The sequence below is a fragment of the Psychrobacillus vulpis genome (genome assembly GCF_006861825.1).
Taxonomy (GTDB): Bacteria; Bacillota; Bacilli; order Bacillales_A; family Planococcaceae; genus Psychrobacillus; species Psychrobacillus vulpis.
Genome location: NZ_VDGI01000001.1, coordinates 274,759 through 294,178 on the forward strand (window position 1 = coordinate 274,759; position 19,420 = coordinate 294,178).

A 19,420-nucleotide genomic window follows, 5' to 3' on the forward strand; every position below is an offset into this window, starting at 1 on the left:
TCATTTTATTAATATATTGAATCCATTTAGTTGTTATATAATAATCATAGTATGAGTAAGAATGTTCTGTCTACTATTACACAAATGGGAAGGTGAATCCGTATTAGAAACAGAGGGGCTACAGTAATTATTGAAAATGGTCGTATCGCTTTAATTAAACGAACTAAACCTTATAGAACTTATTTTGTATTTCCAGGCGGAGGCATTGAAAGCGGGGAAACTCCAGAAGAAGCTGCAATTCGAGAAACCTATGAAGAACTTGGGGTAAATGTGCAGATTCAACGACTTCTTAAAAAGCTAGAACTCAATGGTACTCAATATTTTTTCCTCGCGAATATTGTGAGTGGTACATTTGGGTCAGGTACAGGTGAAGAGTATAATCATACTTCTGTTAAACGAGGGACCTATGAGCCTATGTGGATTGAAATAGATCATCTACCTTTAATAGAAGTGAGACCTAAAGAAATCGTAGATATCCTCCTTTCTCTTTAAACAGTCCAAGGTGAGCACAGCAAGACAGGATTACATGAAAAATATAAATTATGATACATACAAGGAGTGAGCATAATGGGTTGGGTAGAGTCGATACAGAGAGCAATTGATTATATGGAAACAAATTTGCTAGAAAATCTTTCGATTGATCAGATAGCAAAAGAAGCACATGCATCTACATTTCATTTCCAACGTACTTTTTCAATTTTAACGGATATGTCAATTGCAGATTATATTCGTCGTAGAAGATTAACTTTAGCTGCACAAGATTTAATAAATACTGATAACAAGATTATCGACCTCTCCTACAAATATGGCTATGACACTCCCGAAGCTTTTACGAAAGCCTTTCGCAAGCAGCATGGTGTGACGCCAAGCGACGCTCGAAAGAAATTAGGTAATATACAATCATACAATCGCCTGGTGATCCAGGTTAGATTGAAAGGAGCCGAACCGATGAAGTATAAAATTGTAGAGAAAGAAAGTTTCCAAGTTGTAGGTATGAAAAGAACGTATAATTGTAAAACGGGTGAAAATTTGAAAGGTATCCCGCTATTTTGGGACGAAGTGAACACAAACGGCACAGATGATGTACTCTTTCAATTAAACAATGGAGAAATCGAGGGTGTGTTAGGAGTTTGTGTTGTAGATGAAAGCCAGAAAGATAGTGGCTTAATGGACTATTGGATAGGCTCTGCACATATAGGAGACATTCCTGAAAATCTATTAGCGCTGGAAATTCCTGCTTCGAAATGGGTGATATTTGAAGTTCACGGTCCGATGCCACATGCAATGCAAAATACTTGGAAACAAATATATTCAGAATGGTTTCCATCTAATCCTTATGTACCAGCGGGCACACCAGAATTAGAAGTGTATTCCAATGAAAATCCGAATAATGAAGATTATTATTCGGAAATATGGATTCCTATTAAGTAAAATGAAATCCGAGGAGCATATAAATTGCTTCTCGGGTTCTAATGTAGAGGTATTATCCGATATTTACTATTTATTATCCGATTATTCAGTGCTATCATCCGATTATCACAATCTACTATCCGATTGTGGTTTAATTAACTAAAATTCAATTGCCACGAAACACCAAACTTGTCTTGTACCCATCCAAACTTTTTACTAAACGGATAGTTGTCTATCGGCATTAAAGGTTGTCCCTCTTCTGCAAGTTTAGCAAACTTGATCAATTTCCTCTTCTGAATCACATTCAACAAATAATGAAATCGATGGCGTAAAAGTAAAAGTATGTTGAACAGTACTATCCGTACATAAAAATTCTTGGCCGTTAATGGGAAAATTTAGCTCGTGACACTTCTCCTTCTTTTCCAGGACCACCTACACCGTAACGATCAAGATGAATTATTTTAGAATCTTTGAAAATCATTGTATAGAAGTTGATTGCTTCTTCTGCTTTTCCTTGAAACATTAAAAATGGTGTAACTTTAGTCATGTCGAATAAGCCCCTTTATATTGTATTTTTATCAACTAAGTATGTATGCACATGATTTTTGATTTCATTTTAACATAATTAATGAGTAAAGCATCTTCTTAGACGAAATCTTCTTCTTACAATAAAATAAAACCAAACGGGTAAAACAGCTTAAAAAGTGAAAGCTGTAAACAACTAATCGAACAAGAAGCGTTAATCAAATTTATCTATAAATTAACGTACGGGTATTTTTAATATGAAAAAAATTGTCCCTCTTTTATTTCTACTTATTATTGTATTTGTTTCATCCGGACAAACATCTGAACAACAATCACTTCTCCCAATACTGGAAAAGTGGTTACCGAATAAGCCATTCGAATCTTTACTTTCCAAACTCCAAATCCCTTACTGGGGCATAATGGTGTCTATAGATGAACGAGGCTACTATCGTTTTATAGAGTTCTTAATTCGGAAAGGGACACATTTCTTTTATTTTGGGGTAATTGCTCTTGCCATTTATGCTGCATTACCTAGATTTAAATACCGTATATTTACAGCAGGTGTCCTCACGATGCTCTTTGCAATAGCGGATGAATTCCATCAATCATTAACAAGTGGACGCACGGCTTCCGCTCAAGATGTGATGCTTGATACTGCTGGTGCGTTTACGGCACTTTTATTATGGACATGTATTCAACTGGTAATAAAACAAAGAAAATCCGCTAACGAATAATCCTTTAGCAGATTTTCTTTCTGTTAATTTAATTTGCGAGATTTCTTCAGTAGAAAGCCAAGTCCATGCGTAACAACACTACAAACCGTTAGAATAAAATAAATATTAATAATAGGTTTAAATTTAACTTTTTTAGGTGTGATTTCAAACACTCCTACCAGCTTAATAGAAAAAAAGCCTCCTGCCCCCTCACCCTGAACAGCTAACTCATTTTCATTTTTAGCAGAATACCCCCCACTACCGCCAACATAATAATTAACTTTAGCAACTGGAAGTACTCGTTTACTATCAAGATCAATAGGTTCACCATAAACTAATGAGGCGTCCTTGCTATGAGAGAATTTATTGAATACAGATCGAATAGGTGAATGGTAAATGGATTGCTTACCATCGTCATTTGAACTTTCAGCTAACTTTTCCTTTTCCAAAATATCTTCCTCCTTCGCATGATTCGATAGTAACTTCGGCGCTTTAACAATTCCTTTTAATACACAGGTCTATTTTAATAGAAGTGACATATGATCTTCGGCGTAATATTGTTGGTTCACCTTAAGTGCATATTCTTCTACTCCGAACACTTTGAACCCTAGGTGAATATAAAGTTTTTTCGCTTTTTCATTGGTCGATACAACAGACAAATTCACCTTTTCAATTTCATCAATCGTTTTTGCTTTATTTATCGCTTTCATAAGTAGTCCTTTACCTACTCCTTGACCTCGCACCTGAGGGCTTACATACATTGCAAATATATTCGCTCGATGTTTCATTTTAAGAGATCTTTCTTGCACTAGCGTAACCATTCCAACAAGCTTATTCTCATAGAATGCTCCAAAAGTATAATTCCCTTCTGTTGCAAGAATATTTTCCACTTGTTCAATCGGATTTGGTCTTTTTATAGCTTCTTCGTAGCTTGTACCGAATGCTTCAGGGCTTTGTTGTAAAGCTTCTAATCTTAATTCCCAGTATGCACTAGCATCTGCTGGTGTTAATAATTTTATCTTCATTGCTTACTCCTCGTTAAAAAATTTTTCATTACATAACTTATGTGCATATAAAATAAATTCTCGGCACTCTTCCGCTCTTTTCACGTTGCTTTTATAAAACGATTCCGCACTAATATCATTACGGATTCGAGCACCTTCTTTTAATAATAGGCTCCATCTTTCCGGTAAAGTCTTTAGACACTCGTTAACTGCTTTATCTTTCGATATAATATCTCGCTGTTCTAAAGAGCATATGATTCTGCAAATTGTAGTAGTCGTGAATTCAACCATCTCATCAGCCAAAAATTCATCAGCATTTTTGGTCTTATTGAACCAATATTGGTTCATATTATATTTCAACGTATTTAGTACATCTATCCATTCAGTAGGAATAGCCAATTCAGCTATTGGTGTACCTTGCAAAGTAATCCCATCCTCTTTTAAAATCCACCAAGTAATGTGATTAAGATCCCAATGACCTAAACTTACTGTTCCTTCTGCGCAAAATAGATAGGTCGACAATTCTTCATTTGTTTTGCCCACTAAGCTAGCCCGTACGTATACCCCGTCCATTCTTTTTCCATATTCCGTATTGTTCATTTGTGAATGGACATTTGTAATGAATTCCAATTCTTTAGCATTTGCTGATCGTTTTAATGATACAATAAAATCGATATCGCTCTTTGCTTCATTAAAAGCTCCTAAAGCTATTGAACCGTATATGTATACGCCTTCGATTAAATTCGAAGGCAAGTTTTTATTAAGAGCATTTAGATAATTTTGCATAAAGTTTTGAACACTTATTGGTAATTGGTTAATCAAAATGATAGCTCCTTATTTGTTATATTCCTCTTTCAAAATGGAACATATCGCTGCATCACAAAAGCTTCCTTTTTCAAAGGATGATTTCCGTAAAGTACCTTCATAAATAAATCCAGCTTTTTCGAGCGTCTTTTTAGAAGCAGTGTTTTCAGGATCATAAAGGGCTTCGATTCGGTAGAGTTCCATTTCTTCAAAGCCGTATTGCAATACATACTTTAATACTTCTGTCATGACCCCCTGCTGCCAAAACTCTGGAGTCACTTCAAACCCTACTTCCGCTTTGAAATGTTCTTTTTGCCAATTATGAAAACCACAACTTCCGATTATTCTATTATCTGCTTTTGTGGCGATACCCCAGCGAATACCCTCGTTATTAACAAATCGTTTCTCCCAGTTTTCTATTAATTGGATGGCTTCTGTAATGTTCATAAACGTATCCAAATCATAGTATTTTGTCACTTCATCTCGTGAAAAGTAGTTAAATATTTCAACTGCATCTTTCACTTCTATTCGGCGCAATTTAAACCTTTCTGTTTCTAATCGTGGAAAGTTATTTAATATATTCATGAAATCCCCCTCTAAGGTTTTATTCGTGAAGGAAAGTGAAAAATCCTTTTCTAAGAACAATAGCAGAGCAATTCTTTCAATTAATTCCTTTTTTCCGCTTTTAAATGTCCTATCAATTCACCCAACTTCATTTCACCTATGCTTCCTAGTTTATGTTTTCTTACGTTTACTACATCGTTCTCTATTTCTTGATCTCCAACAATCAGCATATACGGATGTTTTTGCATAGCGGATTCTCGAATTTTTAAGCCGATTTTCTCCACTCGATCATCGATTTCCACGCGGTAACCTTCTTTTTCAAGTTGTTGCTTCATTTCTTCTGCATACGAAACATGTGCATCTGCTATAGGTAAAATCTTTATTTGAACAGGGGCTAACCAAAGTGGAAAATTCCCTTGGAAATATTCTAAAAGAATTGCCATGAAACGCTCAATAGAGCCATAAATGGCACGATGAATCATAATTGGTTGACGCAAATTATTTTCTTCATCAATGTACTGACAGTTAAACTTTTCTGGCATTTGGAAATCGAGTTGTACAGTTCCGCATTGCCAGCTACGTCCTAGTGAATCTAAAATGTGAAAATCAATTTTCGGACCATAAAATGCTCCATCTCCTTCATTTACTTGATAATCTAATTGTTTTTTCTTTAGTACCGATTCAAGTGCTTGCTCTGCTTGGTCCCAAACTTCAACTGACCCCATAAAATCTTCTGGTCGAGTAGAAAGCTCTATTTTATAACTAAAACCAAACTCCGAATAAAATTCATCCACCAAATCGAGTACTTTGTCTACTTCACTTTCTATTTGGTCTTCACGTACGAAAAGGTGCGCATCATCTTGTGTAAAAGCTCGAACTCGTAAAAGTCCATTTAACGAACCTGATAACTCATGTCGATGAACTAAGCCAAGCTCTCCATAACGAATCGGCAGCTCTCTATAACTCCTTCTCTTACTGTTGAAAATGAGTAATGCACCTGGGCAACTCATTGGTTTAATCGCATATTTTTGTTCATCGACATTTGAGAAATACATATTTTCATGGTAATGATCCCAATGACCTGACTGCTCCCAAAGCTCTTGCTTCATCATTATTGGAGTTTTTATTTCCTGATATCCTGCTCGCTGATGCTTTATTCTCCAAAGATTTTCAAGCTCATTTCGTAACACCATACCTTTTGGCAAATAAAACGGCATTCCCGGTGCTTCTTCACTGGACATAAATAACTCTAATTGCTGACCTAACTTCTGATGACTAACTCTTTCTTCTGCTTTTGCTGACATTTTAATTCCTCCTAAATTTGTATTAAAAAAGACCACACTCATCCCATACAAGGGACGAGTGTGGTCGTGGTTCCACCCTAATTTTGCAACACAAAAAAATATGTATTGCTCTCAAAAATCGATAACGGTCTTCCCGATTATGGTTACTCCAGCTTTGCCTTTCCCCATAATAGCTTCAAGGTGGTAAATCATCCTTTTTTCTTCAGGGCTCTCAGCCAATGACCCTGTTCTCTGATAAGAAAATTATAAATGATGACTCGTGTCCTCTTCCTCGCTTCATTTATTCAGTTATAAAATACAAAAGACCACACTCATCCCATACAAGGGACGAGTGTGGTCGTGGTTCCACCCTAATTTTGCAACACAAAAACGTGCTACTCTCTTAAAAAGATAACGGTTTTCCCGATTACAGATACTCAGCTTCGCTTTTCCCCATAATAGCTCGAAGGTGGTAAATCATTCTTTTTTCTTCAGGGCTCTCAGCCAATGACCCTGTTCTCTGATAAGAAAATAACGAAGATTCGTGTCCTTTTCTTTGCTTAATTCATTTAATTTTAAATACAAAAAACCACACCCATCCCTGGTAAGGGACGAGTGTGGTCGTGGTTCCACCCTAATTTTGCAACACAAATAAACGTGTCACTCTCTTAAAAAGATAACGGTTTTCCCGATTACAGATACTCAGCATCGCTTTTCCCCATAATAGCTCCAAGGTGGTAAATCATTCTTTTTTCTTCAGGGCTCTCAGCCAACGACCCTGTTCTCTGATAAGAAAATTAAAAGTGATTCATGTCCTTTTCTTCGCTTGATTACTCTTTATAAATATTTTTTATAGTATATTCAACAAATTCTAAATAGTCAACACTTCTTTAATACAATTTCTAATCCTTTTCTATTTATCTATTCCCGTACTTGACTCTCCAAGTATTGAATTTCTTCTTCAATCAGCTTCGTATCTACTCGTTCAAATAAAGGATGAACGAATTTCAATGTGTAGTCAGTTTTCTGAATGACTTCCCAATTGTACTCCCCGAGATTCAACATGTCTTTAACCTTTGCACTAGAGAAAGGAAGAAACGGTTCTAATACTTGTGAGACATTTACAATGATAAATACACAAGTTAGAAGCGTATTATCACACGAATCTTTGTTTTCATTAAATTGTTTCCACGGCTGCTCCGAATCAAAATATTTATTTGCAGATCGTATGAACTCAAAAATCTCGTCAATCGCTTGTTTAAAGCTACCAGATTCTATCAAACCTCCAACTGTCTCATACAAGTTTTGAATTTTGTACTTTATTGCTTCATTTATTACACCACTTGATATGGTGTTGCCATACGATTTTTCTATAAATTTTAACGTACGATTAATAAAATTCCCGTATGCTCCAAGCAGTTCTGAATTGTGACTTAAAATGAATTCTCTCCAAGAAAAATCTGTATCACGGTTTTCAGGAGCATTGGTTGTTAAAAAATATCTGATAGAATCTGGGTGATACTTCTCTAAAATATAGGGAACCCATACTGCCCAATTCTTGCTCGTAGAAAGTTTCTTTTTCTCTAACGTTAAATATTCATTTGAGACAATATGGGTAGGTAATGTTTGATTATTTATCCCTAATAATATTGCAGGCCAGATAATTGAATGAAATGGGATATTGTCTTTACCATGTACATAGTACGAAGTAGTGTTTTCATCCCAAAACTCTTTATCATTCGACTGATGAAGAGAAGCCCATTCTTTACTTGCGGAATAGTAACCAGATACAGCCTCAATCCATACATAAATTTTTTTATCTTCATAGCCTTTCACAGGTACACTAACGCCATTTGGCAAATCCCTTGAAACCGCTCGATCAAGGAGTCCTTCTTGAAGATATCTTTCTGATAAGTTCAGTGCATTTTCTCTCCAATTGTCTTCTGCTCTTGCTTTGTGTATATAAGATTCCATTTCTTCTTGAAATTTACTTAAAGCGAAATAAAAATGCTCTGTCTTTCTCACTGTTGGTTCATTTCCACAAATTTTGCACTTCGGGTCTATTAGGTCTAATGGATCTAGAATGGTTGAGCAGTTATCACACTGATCTCCTCTAGAAGGATGAGAACAATTAGGACATATCCCTTCTACATATCGATCGGGAAGAAACTGCTTATCATATTCACAATATGTTTGATTTATTTCTTTTTTATAAATATGACCGTTATCTAATAATGTTAAGAAGATTTTTTGTACAACCTCGTGATGAAATTTTTCATCCGTTCTTGTATATAAATCATATGTGAATCCTAATTTTCTAAAACTGTCTAGAAATTCTTCGTGATAACGATCTGCGATTTCTTTTGTCCTCACACCTTCTTGATTTGCTCTTATGGAAATAGGCGTTCCATTGCAATCACTTCCAGAAACGTATAATACCTTCTCTCCTTTTAAACGATAGTATCTTGCTAATATATCACCAGGTAATAATGCTGCAATATGCCCTAAGTGCAGTGATCCATTTGCGTATGGCCAAGCTCCTCCAATAAAAATACTCATTTTGACATCCTCCTTTTTTAATAAAAAAAAACAAAAAACCCCGTCCTAAAAAAGGACGAGGTTATGCTCGTGGTACCACCTAAATTTATAAGCAACTCTCGTTGCTTACCTTAGTGAGTATCAAATATAATACTCCGACTTTTATAACAAGTGTCGACTCTTGTCGTAGCTTACTAGTGATCAACTATGCCTCGGCGTATCGCCAAGATTCTTATCGAGTTATCTCGATAAACACCTAACAAAGTTAAACGTTCAGTACGAAGCTCAGAGGCCATTTTCAAATAAGTGTTTTTTGCTTCTTTTCAGCAGACGAAGCTCTCTTTAAAAAAACAACATCATTTTACTTTTCTCTTCATAGCATATTGAAATATTATGTTTATGAGAATATATCAAAATCAAATCAACAAGTAAAGGAAGTAGTAATAATTTTTATGAAGATTCAATAGAAAAATTAAGGAATTGTAGTGATCCACTACTCGCCATACCTAATACCTTTTTAAATTAACCTCTTTATTCACTATTAACTACACTTCTTAATGAATTATCTACACGAATGTCTTCAAATTCTTTTGCGATTCTTTCAAATGCTTCTCTAATTATTGCTCTAGGTGAGGGTAGACAGATTCTTTGGTATTGTAAACCTTCTTCTCCAAACATACTGCCGTCTTCTAGAAGCACATTCGCTTTATTGTAGATGCGATCATGTACTTCTTCCGGCGAAAGTCCAAAAGCACTGAAGTCCATCCACATCACATAAGTCCCTTCTGGTACTTTTACTTTCACCTGAGGCATCCTTTCTGTAAGAAATTGTACTACCCAGTCTATTGTGCCATCGATATATTCTTTCAATTGCGCTAACCAATCTTCACCTTCGTTGTAAACCGCTATGAGTGCAGCTATTGTAAAAGGGGAAGCTAATTGAAAGCCCATCGTATCACTGAACGTTTTTCTTAGCCTAGGATTAGATATAATCACATTTGTACAATGAAGTCCCGCAACGTTAAATGTTTTGTTAATAGCCGTACATGTAATAATATGATCTGTATTTTCAATGACTTTTGCGATTGGATTAAATGTATTTTCATGTCTAATTAGGTCACCGTGAATTTCGTCAGCAATAATTAACACATTATTTGCTGCGCAAATATCGGATAGCTTTCGAAGTTCTTCTTGATGAAAGACTCTTCCTACAGGATTGTGCGGATTACAAAGGATAAACAGTTTTGTCTTTTCATCCTTTGCTTTCGTTTCGAAATCTTCAAAATCAATAGAATAATAGCCTTCGTCATCACATTTTAGTTCATTATTCACAACTTTTCTTCCGTTTTTTTCTATCGCCACTGTAAATGGTGGATACACCGGGCGCTGAATGATAACGCCATCTCCCGGATCTGTGAATGCTCTTACAGCAATATTCAAAGCGTGAACTGTTCCAGGACTATATACAATTTCGTCCTTTTTAATTTCCCAATTATGTCTCTTTTTAAACCAATGTTGAATAGCTTCATAGTATTCATCTGGAAAAACAGAATAACCAAATATTTTATGATCCACTGTTTTATGCAAAGCATCTATTAACGGCTGTGGTACTGGTAAATCCATGTCTGCAGTAAAGAGGGGTAATGTCTCTTCATCATATCGCTCTGTAATACCTATCTCCTTAATCAATTCACCGCCGTCCCATTTAAGAGAGTAAGTTCCTCTTCGATTTACAATTTCATCAAAGTTGTATTTCATGTAGTACCCACCTTTCAATTTTATTAAATCTTCTTGATAGCTTAAACTAGTCCTCTGACTTTCATGAAATAGTACTTATTTACTCTTCAGTGAAAAGTAGTTTAGCACCTAAAGAATTTGTCATCAAATACATTAATCAGAATATTCCTGATTAAAATGGTATATGCATTTGAACCTTTAAGTACAAAATGTTTCTGCAAACAAAACTATTTGTAAAATATCCAATATGTTACAATACAAATAACAAATTCTTCGTTTGTTCCAAAAAATTTAGAGACAGTGCCATAAACTTTTAAATAAGTTAGATCAATACTCAACAGAAGACTTTTTGAAATACCAACAAATTTCTTCTCTACTTGTTAACCTGAATCAAAAGTCAGAATGAATATAATGAAACGTGCATTGGTTAGTTATTAATCCTTAAAGAGGTGTTGTTTTGAATTTCATCGCATGGACAATAATTGCTTGTGAAATCGGATTTTGGATTGTTATTTTACTAGGTCTAATCACAAGATATATATTTAAAAAAGAACGACTTGGTCTTTTCTTTCTTGCTTTAACACCAGTTATTGATTTAATTTTACTTGCTATTACAGCAACCGATCTTTACAACGGAGCAACCGCAACTGGTGTTCACGCTATAGCAGCAGTCTATCTAGGATCATCTATAGCATTTGGTAAGAGCATGATTCGCTGGGCAGATGAAAAATTCCTATATTATGTCCAAAAAGTAGGAGTAAAACCTGTTCGCAAAACTGGAATGGAATATGCTCGGCATTCGTTAAAAGGTACTCTTCAACATCTCCTTGCATACATTATTGGGGGAGGTCTCCTTCTCATATTAATTTATTTTATTAATGACCCTTCAAGATCAGAGGTTTTATCAGGTACATTGAAACTTTGGGGACTTATTCTTGGAATTGACTTTGTCATATCTATTTCGTACTTCATATGGCCACGAATTGCTAAACCTAAATAAATTACAGTAAAAGGCATGTCGACAAATGTATTATTATGAATCAAAAAATGTATTAAGAACATAGTTATTATTGTGCTTTTCCTGTAGCAATCGCTCCAGGCGGGCGCTTTCCGCGGGCTCGCGCCACGGAGACTCCTGTGGGAATAGCTTGAGCTGAAGACCCCGTAGGAAAGACACTGGCCGAACTTTATTTGGCCAGTGTCTTTGCGACGAGTAACCACAGGAGCACATGTTTTTCCAGTGACGAAGAGGCTGAAGCCAAGCCCACGGAAAGCAAAGTGGCGGGCCCCGCTGATTCTCTTATACATCTCTATTCATTGTAAAAAGAATTTGTCTACAGTCTGAGGCATGTCCCTAAGTAAGGGCCATGCCTTCTATTATTGAATAGTTTGTAAAGGGGTTAATAGACTGTGAATAATTTGTTTATCAAAAATGAATTACAACAAAAGTGGCTCAATTGTTTGTATACATTGGAAAACAAGATTAAAAGTAAATCTGCTGAGATTGATGAGCTAGCCGTCTTTCCAATAGAAAATGTGCATGAATTAGTAGGGATTGGCTATACGAGCCTTACATTACCGAAAAAATATGGTGGTGAAGGACTTTCAGTTTATGATATGGTGCTGTTGCAAGAAACTCTAGCAAGCTTTGATGCTAACACAGCGCTTTCTATTGGATGGAGTTTAGGGGTAGTTGGTGAATTATTCGAAAAGAAGATGTGGAAACAAGAGAAATTAAACTTTTTAGCGAAGGAAGTTCTAAATGGAGCACTTATTAATCGCTCAGTCAGTGAGGAACAAACAGGAAGTCCAACCCGCGGTGGTCTTCCCGGTACAACCGCTGTAAAAAAGGACAATACTTGGGTTCTTAACGGGCGCAAAATATTCACAACCGCGTCTCCAGTACTCACATACTTTTTAACTTCTGCTTGGATTGAAGAAAAACAAAAAATTGGTTTTTTCTTAGTACACCGAGATTTATCAGGAGTATCCATAGAAGAAACATGGGACGTTGTGTCGATGCGTGGAACGAGTAGCAATGATTTAATACTAGAGGATGTTCGTCTACCTGATTCTGATTTAGTAGAGATTCCCGATTATTCCAATGGAGGAAATGTAAATGGCTGGTTACTCCATATCCCAGCTACTTATCTCGGTGTTGCGCAAGCTGCTCGTGATTACGCAGTTCATTTCGCTAACACACATGCACCAAATAGCTTGAATGGCACGATTTCACAGTTACCAAATGTTCAGCAGCTAATTGGTGAGATTGATTTGGAGCTTTCAAAAGCTAGGTTTGTTCTATACGGAGCTGCATCATCCTATGATGATGTAACAACAAAAAACCTAATATCCAATGAAATTGGAGTCGCTAAGCATATTGTTACAAATTCAGCCATCACAGTTGTCGATAAAGCCATGCGCTTAGTTGGAGCAAAGAGTTTACAACGTACCAACCCATTACAGCGCTACTATCGAGATGTCCGAGCAGGTCTACACAACCCACCAATGGATGATATGACTATAAAAAAATTAGCGTTATCCGCCCTTGAGAAAGATAAAAATAAAACCGGATGAAGATACTCACTCTTCATCCGGTTTTGCTATTTTTTTGTGGTCAGCCCATAATATTGTAGCCAGCATCTACGTAAACGATTTCTCCAGTTACACCGCTAGATAAATTACTCAGAAGTGCAACTGTCATATCGCCCACTTCTTCTTGTGTTACGTTACGTTTTAGTGGTGCTGTTTCTTCAATCTTATGCAAAATAGTATTGAATGAAGAAATTCCTTTTGCTGCTAGTGTGCGCACTGCTCCAGCAGAAACGGCATTAACTCGAATGTTATTTTTCCCTAGATCAAGAGCCAAATATTTAACAGAAGCTTCTAATGATGCTTTGGCAACTCCCATCACGTTGTATCCTTCTAATACGCGCTCTGCTCCTAAATACGTCATAGTAACAATAGAGCCGCCTTCGGTCATGAATGGCGCCGCTTCTCGAGCGGCAGCAATTAGAGAGTATGCACTTGTATCTTGTGCAAACGCATAGCCCTCTCTAGTAGTTTGAATGAAGTCGTTCTTTAAATCTTCCGCATTTGCAAAAGCAACTGAATGGACAACTCCATGAATCACTCCTACTTCTTTACCAATCGTTTCGAATGAAGCTTTAATACTATCATCACTGTTAACATCACACTCAACTACTAATTTTGCTTCATAATTATTATCTACTAATAACTTTTCAATCTTCCCTAACGAACGTTCTTTTCGATAAGTGAAAATTACATTAGCTCCTACTTCAAATAGAGACTTCGCAACTCCCCAAGCAAGACTACGCTCATTCGCAACTCCCATTACTACAATATTTTTATCTTTTAGTTTAATTAAATCTTTCATATGAACCTCCAATTATTATTCGAATATACCGTACCTATTATTAGTACCAGTTACTAATTTTATCATACCATATTTCCTTCGTTTTGTACTATCCTCCCTTGTATTTTGATTTATAATGAACGTTTTATTTTTTACGTCCATATTAGTTAGATACAAGCTTCACAACAGCAATTACTTAGTTGGCTCTTACAACTACTTGACGGTATTGGATAAAAAATTTAATTGACAAATGAAATCGTTTACAATAATCTGAATATTAATTAGAGAAAACGTTTTCGTAAAACGTTTTCCTAACGATAGAAACAGGTGATAATGTATGGGAAAGTTAACTATCAAAGATATTGCCAGAGAGGCAGGTGTTTCAATAACAACCGTTTCACGGGTGTTGAATAAAAAAGAAGAAGGCATGTCACAAGAAACTCGTGAGAAAGTTCTAAGAGTAATGGAAGAGTTGAATTATCAACCAAACAAACTAGCACGCGGTTTAGTAACAAAACGATCCAATATGCTGGGATTAATCGTACCGAATATATCCAACCCTTTTTTCCCAGAGCTATGTAGGGGTGCAGAGGATGAAGCAAATAAAAGACAATACAGTCTCATCATTTGTAATTCAGATGATCAAACCCAAAAGGAAGAAAACTATTTACGGTTGTTAAAAGAACAACAAGTAGACGGAATTTTACTATCCAGTAAAGATCGTTTATCTAAAACTAGTAAAAATCAATTGCAAAGTGGCAAAATTCCTTATGTCTTATTTGACCGAGGAGAAGAAGGAAATAATTATTCAGGTGTTTTTTTAGATAATGAAAAAGGTGGTTATCTTGCTGGGAAACACTTGACTGATTTAGGACATACCAAAATTGCATGTATGACCGGTCCACAAGATATTCGAAATTCACAACAACGACTTTTGGGATTTCAACAAGCTTTAATGGAGAATTCTGTTAATCTACTTGGATCATTCATTTTAGATGGTGATTTTCAAATGGATACAGCATACCGAGTAGCAAAAGATTTTCTACAAAATAACAATGTAACTGCAATATTTGCTTGTAATGATCTAATGGCATGTGGTATTTACCGAGCTGCTCATGAAATAGGAATTCAAATACCTGAACAACTATCTATTATTGGATTTGATGATATTCCATTAGTAACTGCTTTAATCCCAAAACTAACTACTATTAGGCAAGGTACATACGAAATGGGAAGAAAAGCAATAGAGCTACTTATTAATAAGATAGAGAACAACTCTTCTGAAGAAGTAGTCTTTGAACCTACTTTAATCGTTCGAGAAAGCACAGAACAAATTAGAAGAGATTAAGAGCTAGACAATTTCATAAAAAATGAGGTATAGATTAATGGCAATTCCAGTAATTATTGATTGTGATCCAGGTATTGATGATGTGATGGCATTAACACTTGCTTTTGCCCATCCGGAATTGGATATCAAATTAATCACAACAGAACCAGGAAACCAAACACAAGCAAAAACTATTTACAACGCACTTGCTTTTACTAGTTATATGAAGAAAAACATAGAGATTGCTAGAGGATTGGATAATCCATTTTTTCGTAGACTCGAAATTGCAGATGAAGTGCATGGGGAAAATGGACTTGGGGATGTCCAGTTTCCTGAACCAACAATTCAATTAAGCAAGCGAACAGCAATTGAAGCAATGAAAGAAACACTCATATCGAGTGACGAACAAATGATACTTATTGCGACAGGTCCACTGACAAACATAGGTGCTCTTCTATTAGCACATCCAGAGGTTAAATCGAAGATTAAATATATTTCTTATATGGGTGGCGCCGCAGTCGGAGGTAACATGACTCCAACAACTGAATTTAACGTTTATGTTGACCCACACGCTGCAGACGTTGTATTTCGTTCAGGCATCCCAATTGTAATGAGCGGACTTGATGTCACTCATAAAGCATATGTCACACGAGAAGAGTTAAATCAAATTGAGGCAATTGGGAGTGATTTTGCACAAAAAGTTGTTAAGATGCTCCGTTTTTATGTACATGCAGCAAAGCAAACAGCTTTCCACAGCCCTGATTTTGAAAATCGTATTCGATTACATGATTTATGTGCAGTCTCTTATGTTTTGACACCTGAATTGTTTGAAGGCGATGATTGTTACGTTGCAATTGAATTAGAAGGAAGACTAACTGCTGGAACAACTGTTGTAGATTATGAACAACGAACTGGGCTTCCGCATAATGTGAAAGTATTACATACGGTTCAGAGAGAAAAGTTTGTTGAGCAATTTCTGGATGCCGTAAAAATAATGAGCCATTAAATCGGCAAAAAAACAAAGGGGAGAAATGTATGAAACGTAATTTTAAAGATGATTTTAATATGATGGCAATGTTACTTATCCCTATCGCGGTAGCGGTTAATTTAGTAGGTTTCCAGTTAGCCAATGTACTCCGCTTACCAATTTTCTTAGATACAATTGGAACTATTCTAGTTGGTGTAATTGCTGGCCCTTGGGTTGCACTACTAGCTGGACTTATAACGAATTTAATAAATGCTATTTTTAATCCTGTATATTTACCATATGCATTAACATCTATGGCAATCGGTGTTGGAGCAGGTTTACTATCTAAATACGGCTTCTTCAAAAAAATACCTAAAACCATTGTTTCCGGTATTATTATCACTTTTATAGCGGTTATTGTCTCAGCACCAATTACAGTTCTTGTATTCGGTGGAGCTACAGGAAATACATCATCACTTATTACCGCAACATTCTTAGCATCTGGCCAACAATTATGGTCAGCTGTATTCTCTTCCACTTTTATTACTGAAATAGCGGATAAAGTTGTTTCTGTTTTAATTGTTTACTTTATTGTCCAAAAGATGTCAGATCGCTATTTATCTAAGATGAATTACGGCTATTTGTACATGAAACGAAATAACAAGAAATGATTCTAGCTCTTCTCGTTCACCTCGTTAAGTCATACAACTGAACGAGAAGGCTTTTTTTAAAGGGGGAGTATTTAATTGAAACAGAACTTTTTACTGCAACTTCATCCATTGACAAAATTCTATTTCTCTCTATTTATTTTAGTCGCAGTCCTCATTGTACCTGGCTATATATTTTCTTTTGCCGTTTTCCCTATTCTGGTATTGATTGCAATTTTAGCAGGTGTGACGAAAGAATTTCTTAGTATCGTATTAAAAGCACTGCTTAGTGTATTAGTTATTGTCTTCATTATGCAGATGTTCTTTTACCCTGGCGATGAAGTGTTATGGAAAGCAGGAATTTTCTCCATTACACAGGAAGGTTTGGATTACGGCTTGTTGTTAACATCTCGTATTTTAGCAATTGGAGCAGTGTTTATACTATTTTTCCGAATGACGGAAGTCCGTGATTTTGTTAAATCATTGGAAGATAAAGGGCTACCTCCGATGGGCGCTTATGTTGTGTTATCTACTCTTCAAATTATTCCGGAAATGCGTCGTCAAGCTAATACAATTATGGAAGCACAAAAAACAAGAGGTGTAGAAACAGAGGGCTCCTTATTTGTCAGAGCAAAAGCTTTTATTCCAACATTAACCCCTCTTATCCTTTCCTCTATTGCAAGTACAGAAGAACGTGCGATTACTCTTGAATCTCGAGCATTTTCAGCACCAGTTAAAAAAACAAGCTTGCACCAGTTAACTAAAAATTCTGCTGACCGCATTTTACCGATAGTATACGTTGTAATTCTCGTAGGTCTATTAGTATGGAGGTTTTTCTTATGACAATTATGATCGATTTAAAAAATGTCTCTTATCGCTATCCAGTTAGTGATGACTTCGTATTAAAAAATATTTCTTTTTCTATCGAAAAAGGCAAATTTTCTGCAATTGTCGGTAATAATGGTTCAGGAAAAACAACATTATGCAATACAATACGCGGATTTGTTCCGCACTTTTACAAAGGTGATTTAGATGGAGAAGTTATTATAGATCAAACTAAAATGGCCGATTATCAACTAGGGCAACTCGGAGAAAAAGTAGGTTATGTATTCCAAAATCCATTTATTCAAGTGTCAGGGGTAAAGGATAATGTATTCGAGGAAGTAGCATATGGTTTAGAAAACCTTGGTGTCCCAGTAGAAGAAATTAAAATCCGGGTAGAAGAAGTATTAAAACTTGTCAAAATCGAACATTTACGTGATAAAAACCCTTTCGAACTTTCAGGTGGCCAAAGACAAAGAGTAGCCCTAGCATCCATAATTGTAATGGACCCAGAAATTTTAGTTATTGATGAACCGACTTCTCAACTGGATCCAATTGGAACGGAACAAATATTTGATATCATCCGGCTAATGAAGGAACGTGGAAAAACAATCATTTTAGTGGAACATAAAATGGATTTAATCGCTGAATATGCAGACGATTTACTTGTTATGCATGAGGGCGAGCTAGTTATGCAAGGTCCTGTACGTGAAGTATTTGCTGATCCTGAGTTTGAAAAGTATCAAATTCAATATCCTCATGTTACGGAAATTGCACTTCAATTACAAAAATTGGGTACAGCTCTTAGTTTCATCCCAATTCGAGATGAAGAACTAGCTAAAGCATTAAATAGGACTGGAGTTGCTATACATGACTGAACTTCACTTGAATAATGTAAGCTTTTCATATCCAGATGGAACGAAAGCACTTGAAAACCTGACTCTTTCCATTGCTACAGGAGAGCGTGTTGCAATTGTAGGACAAAATGGAGCTGGAAAAACAACTGCGGTAAAGTTAATGAATGGTTTACTGAAACCTACGGAAGGTACTGTGTTAGTTGGAGACTGGAATACAAAAGACTTCACGACAGCACAAGTTTCAAGAAAAGTAGGCTATGTGTTCCAAAATCCGGATGATCAAATATTCCATAATGATGTAGAGTCGGAGGTTCGTTTCGGACCCAAAAATATGGGTTTTGAACCAGAACGTGTAGACGAGTTGACTCATTGGGCAATGGATTTATGTGGGATATCTGAATTTGCAGATGAAAACCCTTATAATTTACCATACTCTGTAAGAAAGTTTGTTACGATAGCATCGGTACTAGCAATGGATTCTGATATTATCATATTAGACGAACCTACCGCTGGACAAGATAAAATCGGTTTGCAGATACTCGGTAACTTACTTCAAGTACTCGAAGAGAAAAAGAAATCTGTTATCACGATTACCCATGATATGGAGTTTGTAACGGACTATTTTACACGTATTGTTGTTATGGCGAACCGACAATTAGTAGCAGATGACAACGCGCAAAAAATCTTTTATAATACAGAGGTTTTAGAAAAAAGTATGTTAAAACCCCCAGCTGTTGCTCAAATGGCTAAACTACTTGATTTCCCCTCTGGGATTTTATCAAAAGGTCAATTAATAAAAGTTATTTTATCACAGCGTGGTCAATGATAGGAATGGAGCGGAACTAT

19 protein-coding genes, 1 pseudogene and 4 other annotated features are annotated in these 19,420 nt (G+C 36.0%); of the genes and pseudogenes, 11 read left to right on the forward strand and 9 right to left on the reverse strand.

Annotation, left to right across the window (positions count from 1 at the left end):
- Nucleotides 1-102: 102 nt before the first annotated feature.
- Entirely contained in the window at nucleotides 103-492 is a 390-nt protein-coding gene (locus tag FG384_RS01370; protein ID WP_142640758.1) for an NUDIX hydrolase, read from the forward strand.
- A gap of 75 nt (nucleotides 493-567) precedes the next feature.
- Nucleotides 568-1,431 carry an AraC family transcriptional regulator gene (locus tag FG384_RS01375; protein ID WP_142640759.1) on the forward strand — a complete coding sequence of 288 codons (864 nt, stop codon included), beginning with the start codon at nucleotides 568-570 and terminating at the stop codon, nucleotides 1,429-1,431.
- Nucleotides 1,432-1,565: 134 nt separating this feature from the next.
- On the opposite strand, the pseudogene FG384_RS01380 reads toward FG384_RS01375, so the two are convergent.
- Nucleotides 1,566-1,957 (reverse strand): annotated as a pseudogene (locus FG384_RS01380) (VOC family protein).
- Between the two features lie 235 nt (nucleotides 1,958-2,192).
- Here FG384_RS01380 and FG384_RS01385 point away from each other — a divergent pair.
- Entirely contained in the window at nucleotides 2,193-2,669 is a 477-nt protein-coding gene (locus FG384_RS01385) for a VanZ family protein (RefSeq protein WP_142640760.1), read from the forward strand.
- Between the two features lie 23 nt (nucleotides 2,670-2,692).
- Here FG384_RS01385 and FG384_RS01390 read toward each other — a convergent pair whose 3' ends face one another.
- The 7 genes from FG384_RS01390 to FG384_RS01420 all read right to left on the reverse strand — a co-directional run bounded on the left by FG384_RS01390 (nucleotide 2,693) and on the right by FG384_RS01420 (nucleotide 10,599).
- The gene (locus FG384_RS01390; protein ID WP_142640761.1) at nucleotides 2,693-3,097 is read right to left on the reverse strand and encodes a hypothetical protein; all 405 of its coding nucleotides are present in this window, start codon (nucleotides 3,095-3,097) and stop codon (nucleotides 2,693-2,695) included.
- 69 nt (nucleotides 3,098-3,166) lie between these two features.
- Nucleotides 3,167-3,673 carry a GNAT family N-acetyltransferase gene (locus FG384_RS01395; protein ID WP_142640762.1) on the reverse strand — a complete coding sequence of 169 codons (507 nt, stop codon included), beginning with the start codon at nucleotides 3,671-3,673 and terminating at the stop codon, nucleotides 3,167-3,169.
- A 3-nt stretch (nucleotides 3,674-3,676) separates the two neighbouring features.
- Nucleotides 3,677-4,474, reverse strand: coding sequence for a nucleotidyltransferase domain-containing protein (locus tag FG384_RS01400; protein ID WP_142640763.1), 798 nt, complete (start codon nucleotides 4,472-4,474; stop codon nucleotides 3,677-3,679).
- Nucleotides 4,475-4,486: 12 nt separating this feature from the next.
- On the reverse strand, nucleotides 4,487-5,041 hold the full coding sequence (locus tag FG384_RS01405) for a GNAT family N-acetyltransferase (RefSeq protein ID WP_142640764.1): 555 nt from the start codon (nucleotides 5,039-5,041) through the stop codon (nucleotides 4,487-4,489).
- A gap of 80 nt (nucleotides 5,042-5,121) precedes the next feature.
- Nucleotides 5,122-6,324 carry a threonine--tRNA ligase gene (gene thrS, locus FG384_RS01410; protein WP_142640765.1) on the reverse strand — a complete coding sequence of 401 codons (1,203 nt, stop codon included), beginning with the start codon at nucleotides 6,322-6,324 and terminating at the stop codon, nucleotides 5,122-5,124.
- 47 nt (nucleotides 6,325-6,371) lie between these two features.
- Nucleotides 6,372-6,605: a binding site (T-box leader), on the reverse strand.
- Nucleotides 6,606-6,644: 39 nt separating this feature from the next.
- Nucleotides 6,645-6,869 (reverse strand) — a binding site (T-box leader).
- 38 nt (nucleotides 6,870-6,907) lie between these two features.
- Nucleotides 6,908-7,135: a binding site (T-box leader), on the reverse strand.
- A gap of 89 nt (nucleotides 7,136-7,224) precedes the next feature.
- Nucleotides 7,225-8,862: a methionine--tRNA ligase gene (metG, locus tag FG384_RS01415; protein WP_142640766.1), complete on the reverse strand. Its 1,638-nt coding sequence runs from the start codon at nucleotides 8,860-8,862 to the stop codon at nucleotides 7,225-7,227.
- Nucleotides 8,863-8,910: 48 nt separating this feature from the next.
- Nucleotides 8,911-9,227: a binding site (T-box leader), on the reverse strand.
- A gap of 145 nt (nucleotides 9,228-9,372) precedes the next feature.
- A complete protein-coding gene (locus tag FG384_RS01420) occupies nucleotides 9,373-10,599 on the reverse strand; it encodes a MalY/PatB family protein (RefSeq protein ID WP_142640767.1) in 1,227 nt (408 codons plus the stop codon).
- 436 nt (nucleotides 10,600-11,035) lie between these two features.
- On the opposite strand from FG384_RS01420, the gene FG384_RS01425 reads away from it, so the two are divergent.
- Entirely contained in the window at nucleotides 11,036-11,578 is a 543-nt protein-coding gene (locus tag FG384_RS01425) for a hypothetical protein (RefSeq protein ID WP_142640768.1), read from the forward strand.
- Nucleotides 11,579-11,988: 410 nt separating this feature from the next.
- Complete coding sequence (locus FG384_RS01430) at nucleotides 11,989-13,155, forward strand: acyl-CoA dehydrogenase family protein (RefSeq protein ID WP_142640769.1); 1,167 nt, start codon at nucleotides 11,989-11,991, stop codon at nucleotides 13,153-13,155.
- Nucleotides 13,156-13,195: 40 nt separating this feature from the next.
- Here the strand turns inward: FG384_RS01430 and fabI are convergent, their stop codons facing one another.
- Complete coding sequence (fabI, locus tag FG384_RS01435) at nucleotides 13,196-13,975, reverse strand: enoyl-ACP reductase FabI (protein WP_142640770.1); 780 nt, start codon at nucleotides 13,973-13,975, stop codon at nucleotides 13,196-13,198.
- A gap of 316 nt (nucleotides 13,976-14,291) precedes the next feature.
- Between fabI and FG384_RS01440 the strand changes: the two genes are divergently transcribed.
- The 6 genes from FG384_RS01440 to FG384_RS01465 all read left to right on the forward strand — a co-directional run bounded on the left by FG384_RS01440 (nucleotide 14,292) and on the right by FG384_RS01465 (nucleotide 19,400).
- Nucleotides 14,292-15,302, forward strand: a complete 1,011-nt coding sequence (locus FG384_RS01440) for a LacI family DNA-binding transcriptional regulator (protein WP_142640771.1) — start codon at nucleotides 14,292-14,294, stop codon at nucleotides 15,300-15,302.
- 37 nt (nucleotides 15,303-15,339) lie between these two features.
- On the forward strand, nucleotides 15,340-16,287 hold the full coding sequence (locus tag FG384_RS01445) for a nucleoside hydrolase (protein WP_240793314.1): 948 nt from the start codon (nucleotides 15,340-15,342) through the stop codon (nucleotides 16,285-16,287).
- A gap of 29 nt (nucleotides 16,288-16,316) precedes the next feature.
- Complete coding sequence (locus FG384_RS01450) at nucleotides 16,317-16,919, forward strand: ECF transporter S component (RefSeq protein ID WP_142640773.1); 603 nt, start codon at nucleotides 16,317-16,319, stop codon at nucleotides 16,917-16,919.
- Nucleotides 16,920-16,994: 75 nt separating this feature from the next.
- Nucleotides 16,995-17,738 (forward strand): energy-coupling factor transporter transmembrane component T family protein, encoded by a 744-nt coding sequence (locus FG384_RS01455; protein ID WP_142640774.1) that lies wholly within the window; start codon nucleotides 16,995-16,997, stop codon nucleotides 17,736-17,738.
- Nucleotides 17,735-18,595: an energy-coupling factor ABC transporter ATP-binding protein gene (locus FG384_RS01460; RefSeq protein ID WP_142640775.1), complete on the forward strand. Its 861-nt coding sequence runs from the start codon at nucleotides 17,735-17,737 to the stop codon at nucleotides 18,593-18,595. The genes FG384_RS01455 and FG384_RS01460 overlap by 4 nt, the downstream gene beginning before the upstream one ends.
- Nucleotides 18,588-19,400 (forward strand): energy-coupling factor ABC transporter ATP-binding protein, encoded by an 813-nt coding sequence (locus FG384_RS01465; protein WP_142640776.1) that lies wholly within the window; start codon nucleotides 18,588-18,590, stop codon nucleotides 19,398-19,400. Before FG384_RS01460 ends, FG384_RS01465 begins: the two co-directional genes overlap by 8 nt.
- Nucleotides 19,401-19,420: the final 20 nt, after the last annotated feature.